General features: G+C 68.1%; 1 protein-coding gene. It reads left to right on the plus strand.

The window, feature by feature from the left end:
- Nucleotides 1–52: 52 nt before the first annotated feature.
- On the plus strand, nucleotides 53–1,155 hold a 1,103-nt coding region (locus tag QZH66_RS16585; RefSeq protein WP_305806968.1), incomplete at its 3' end, for a penicillin-binding transpeptidase domain-containing protein.

Genomic DNA, 1,155 nt, shown 5'->3' on the forward strand with positions numbered 1-1,155 from the left:
GACCGCGACGAAAACCGACCCCTATGAGCAGGCTTCTTGAACTGCGCCAGCCATGACCGAGCTGCGCAACGTTGAGGCTGATGCGGCGCGCTTTCGCCTGCGCGCCGTCGTCGTCGGTGTGGTGGTGTTGCTGGCGTTCTGCCTGGTGGTGGCGCGCCTGCTGTTTCTGCAGGTGGTGCGCCACGAAGACCTGGCCGAGCAGGCCGAGAGCAACCGCACGGCCGTGGTGCCCATCGTGCCCAACCGCGGCCTGATCCTGGACCGCAACGGCGTGGTGCTGGCCACCAACTACTCGGCCTACACGCTGGAGATCACCCCGTCCAAGGCCGGCGTGCTCGAGGACACCATCAATGCGCTGGCCGAGGTGGTCGACATCCCGCCGCGCGACCGGCGCAAGTTCAAGCGCCTCATGGACGAGTCGCGCAGCTTCGAGTCGCTGCCGATCCGCACCCGCCTCTCCGACGAGGAGGTGGCGCGCTTTACCGCGCAGCGCTACCGCTTCCCGGGCGTGGACGTGAAGGCGCGGCTGTTTCGCAGCTACCCGCTGGGCGAGGTGGCGAGCCACGCCATCGGCTACATCGGGCGCATCAACCAGAAAGAAAAAGCCGCGATCCAGGACTCGGACGAAGAGGCCAACTACCGCGGCACCGACTACATCGGCAAGCTCGGCGTCGAGCAGAGCTACGAAGAGCAGCTGCACGGCCTCACGGGCGTCGAGCAGATGGAGACCTCGGCCGGCGGGCGCGCGGTGCGCCGGCTCAACAGCTTCCCGGCCACGCCGGGCCATACCGTGCAGCTGGCGCTCGACATCGGCCTGCAGAAAATGGTCGAAGACCTGTTCGGCACGCGGCGCGGCGCGCTGGTGGCGCTCGATCCGCGCAACGGCGAGGTGCTGGCCTTCGTCAGCAAGCCCACCTTCGACCCCAACCTGTTCGTCGACGGCATCGACCAGGAGAACTGGCAGGCGCTCAACGAGTCGATCGACCGGCCGCTGCTCAACCGCGCGCTGCGCGGCACCTACCCGCCGGGCTCGACCTACAAGCCCTTCATGGCTCTGGCCGCGCTGCAGACCGGCAAGCGCGCGGCCGGCACCATCATCCAGGACAACGCCTCCTGGACCTTTGGCGGCCACACCTTCCGCAGCCACGGCGACAT

This window comes from Stenotrophomonas sp. YIM B06876 (assembly GCF_030711595.1).
In the GTDB taxonomy this organism is placed as follows: Bacteria; Pseudomonadota; Gammaproteobacteria; order Xanthomonadales; family Xanthomonadaceae; genus Stenotrophomonas.